Source organism: Tolypothrix sp. VBCCA 56010 (assembly GCF_050875635.1).
In the GTDB taxonomy this organism is placed as follows: domain Bacteria; phylum Cyanobacteriota; class Cyanobacteriia; order Cyanobacteriales; family Nostocaceae; genus Hassallia.
The window spans coordinates 1-3,343 of record NZ_JBPAOH010000301.1; the positions used below are offsets into that span (position 1 = coordinate 1).

The 3,343-nt window shown below is 46.2% G+C and carries 5 protein-coding genes; 4 read left to right on the forward strand and 1 reads right to left on the reverse strand.

The window, feature by feature from the left end:
- Nucleotides 1-201: 201 nt before the first annotated feature.
- The gene (locus AABK37_RS40865) at nt 202-375 is read right to left on the reverse strand and encodes a hypothetical protein (protein WP_432557093.1); all 174 of its coding nucleotides are present in this window, start codon (nt 373-375) and stop codon (nt 202-204) included.
- 28 nt (nt 376-403) lie between these two features.
- Between AABK37_RS40865 and AABK37_RS40870 the strand changes: the two genes are divergently transcribed.
- The 4 genes from AABK37_RS40870 to AABK37_RS40885 all read left to right on the forward strand — a co-directional run bounded on the left by AABK37_RS40870 (nt 404) and on the right by AABK37_RS40885 (nt 3,204).
- The gene (locus AABK37_RS40870; RefSeq protein WP_432557094.1) at nt 404-622 is read left to right on the forward strand and encodes a hypothetical protein; all 219 of its coding nucleotides are present in this window, start codon (nt 404-406) and stop codon (nt 620-622) included.
- Nucleotides 623-854: 232 nt separating this feature from the next.
- Nucleotides 855-1,040 carry a hypothetical protein gene (locus AABK37_RS40875; protein ID WP_432557095.1) on the forward strand — a complete coding sequence of 62 codons (186 nt, stop codon included), beginning with the start codon at nt 855-857 and terminating at the stop codon, nt 1,038-1,040.
- Between the two features lie 153 nt (nt 1,041-1,193).
- Complete coding sequence (locus AABK37_RS40880; protein WP_432557096.1) at nt 1,194-1,655, forward strand: hypothetical protein; 462 nt, start codon at nt 1,194-1,196, stop codon at nt 1,653-1,655.
- Between the two features lie 979 nt (nt 1,656-2,634).
- Entirely contained in the window at nt 2,635-3,204 is a 570-nt protein-coding gene (locus AABK37_RS40885) for a DUF3611 family protein (protein WP_432557097.1), read from the forward strand.
- The last annotated feature ends 139 nt before the right edge of the window (nt 3,205-3,343 follow it).

Consider the following 3,343-nt stretch of genomic DNA (forward strand, 5'->3'; position numbering starts at 1 on the left):
TCGTTTAGCATACACCCCTCCTAATTTTCTGACTGGAGGGGATTTTATTGCTTAAGTGCCCCTTCCTCGATCGCCTATGCATAGTAACTAGCAACTTGGGTTATTAATTTTCGCGCCCCGACCCGCAAAGCTAGCCCGGACGGGAAACGTCAAACCCGCATCTGTATTTGTCCACGCAATCTTGAGAGAATCGCTTTCTAATTACAATCCAGGTGTCAAATTCGCCCTGGATGTTTGCCGATCGCACACAAGATAAACCCATAACCCTGAGATGGGCTGACATGATTCTCCGCCAGTCCGTCTTTTACGCCGGTCTTGCCCAATCAGGGCATCTCGACTCACAGCACCAGAAGAAGCTTTATCACCAAGCTGCACCGCAACCGGACCTTTCTTTACACCATCTTTGAAAATTATTCTTCACAAGGATTTTAAGGCTTTGGAGCGTTACGTGGAAATTGAAGCGCGATCGTCCGTCGCACTGCCTATAAGTTTTTTTTCAAAAAACTTCTCCCTTGTTCCTTTGGAACAAGGCAATTGTGCTTCGCACAATTGGGCTGTAGGACGCGCTACGCGATCGCGCTCAACTGTTGCATCATCTCTGGGCGATCCAGAAAAAGGGTAGGTAAATTATGTAAGCAAAATGCAGCCGTCTGGGTGGCAGTGGTTCTGTCGATACTTAAAAGTAGAGAGAAGTCAGAGCGGAGGAAACCTCCGCTCTGAACTTCGGAGGGCTTGTACCCCTTCATAGATGGGACTTTTTCTTCCCTACACCCTACACCCCACACCCCACACCCCACACCCCACACCCCACACCCCAACGAGCGTTGCGGGCTGGTCAGTTCACACCGCCCACCGTGGCTACATGGCTAGGCGTTGCTAGTAGCGAATTAACCAAAAAACGCTCTGACGTAAAAACCGCCCGCGCTTTACACGCTCAACGCCCCGAATATGTACGCCTCGGTATCGGTTTAGACCGTGCCGAAACTGGTGCACAACGCCGGATTGAAAAGTTGAAAGCCAAAGTCAAGGATAAATACTAATGGCAAAAGCGATACACCTGAAAGCCTGGTTTCTCACTGTCTGTATCGCCTCTAGCTTTATTGCTTGGCTGGGGGCACTGCATCCAGCTTTATTCCGGGGAACACACGAGTGCCCGTGCCAAAGTCTCAGTCAGGCTTGTAGGACACAAAGAATTGAGGAAAAACCTTTCGTCACACTTAAGTTTACCGGATAAAGATGATGATGCCGATGCGAAGTGCGCTGGCTTGCTACTACGCATGATTACTTCTGTTACCCCAGGCGCTTTGTGCAAAGAAAGCGACTTGACGACAACCCGTATTAGAGAACTGGTGCTGCGACTCGCTCACCGATTGGCGGGTGCAGTCGCCGATCGTCAATCGCTTGCGTCAAGATTTAGCTCGCAGTTTCCAGAAATTGCACATGTAAATTCCCTCAGGTCGATTGATGGTGATGTCCCCTTAAAGTGGGGCTGGCTTTGTGGCGAACGCATTCATCAAACGATACGATGCTTTACGCGCTCGCTCTGTGGGATTGGGCATCACCTTTATAGGCAGAGGGGAAGGGGGCGATCGCAGCAGCTCTTGAGCTGCGCCCAACCCCAACGAAGTGGAGCGAATTGCGGAACATGGGTATGAAGCCCCGTCTTTCTTTGTCCGCTTTGGCGCGGGCGCAAAGTACCACGCCCAGGGTCGAGCGCCTCTCCAGAGTGCAAGATCGCTCCCTGCTCCCGAGCTGCCTCTTTTGACCTCAACAGTTCGCCCACGCCCGAAGACTGTGCGACTTGCAACGACAAGAACACAGCATTGAAACCGAGTTACAGCAACTTCTAACTGATTCAAAGTTTGCGGCTTACCGCGAGGTTTTCAAAACCTTTGGTTTCCGGCTGCGATTGGAGTCAATCATTATGAGTCGCAAATTTACCCCCTAATCGAATTACGAAGCGCTGACGGCAAATCAGAAGTTAGGATTCGCGCATTGTCGAAAGAAGGAGAGTTAAGGTTTGCTCTCCCAACACATACCTTCTAACTAGATGACATCGATCGCAAATGTGTAGGTTTAGTGAATCCGAAATTAATGCCAATCTCGTTGACAATACTGATATCGTAGCCAATGCTTATTTGGCGACTATTCTATGGAGGGGGGTAGAGCGTAACATTGCAGTTCTGGCTATGGGTCGTCGTCCACTGGTCGGAACCGCACTGCTTGAAGATTATCACCTCAGTATAGATTTTGTGAGGGTGGCTCAGTTCCGATCGATGACATTTTGTGACTCTAAATAACAGTAGTATTGATCGCACTCACCCCAGTTTCCTCACTCGTCAGGGGTGAAGTTTTTTATGCGATCGCGACTTTGCCGAGTAAAAGGGGAGTGTCAATCGATAAACTGTTCTTTGAGAGGGTGCAAGTTCGCGATTCAATCGACCTGAGCGAACAAATTCAGCATAAGTATCTGCTTCAATAAGTTGAGCAAGATGAAGGGATGCCCTGCACTCTAGCTATTGGTTTATATCAATAGTAATGGCTTTTTAATATATTTAAATTTGTAATATATATCAATTTAAATCAAGTTAAAATTTTCTGTATGTACATAAACAATACTACCTGGAGGTGCATATGTTAAATAATCTAGAATCATTGTCACATCCGCCAAGCAAACAGCAATTCCTCACTACTTTTCGTTTAGTAAGTCGCATTAGCTTCTGGGTACAATTGTCGCTAGGTGCTGTTTCCGGCATTGCTTTGTTGTTTGCTTGGTTTAGCCGCAACGTCACTATACAAACGAATAATACAGGTATTGGGTTCGGTGTCTTTTTAGGTACTGTTGGTATTTTGTTGCTGTGCTTCCGTGTATATTGGGCTTTGCGTTACAGACGTTTGGCTAAACTTTTACAAACACCAAATTCTCAAATCCATCTCAAGAAAGAAGACGTAATCAAAGCTTTACGGCTGGGATTAATCGTTAGTTTAATAGGGCTATTAATATCTTTTGTTGCATCTGAAGCGACGGTTGCAGTTATATTGGGAAAAACATTGGCGCAACCTCAAGGAGTCGCAGTTTATCGACCGGAAAATCTGATTCGTTCACTAGATATTTTTGTCATGTTAGCAAACGTCAACATGATTGGCGCTCACTTTTTTGGTGCAGTTACTTCTTTAGGTCTACTCTATTGGGTAGAAGATTAATTTAGCCCATAACGATCGCTCTTGTAAAGCTAAGGTAAATAAATGTCCTATAGCGACTTTACATTACGACGTGTCAAACAAGATTTTAATTTAACAATCGTTGAAGAAACGACTTTTCTAACATCTATCGAATCACAAC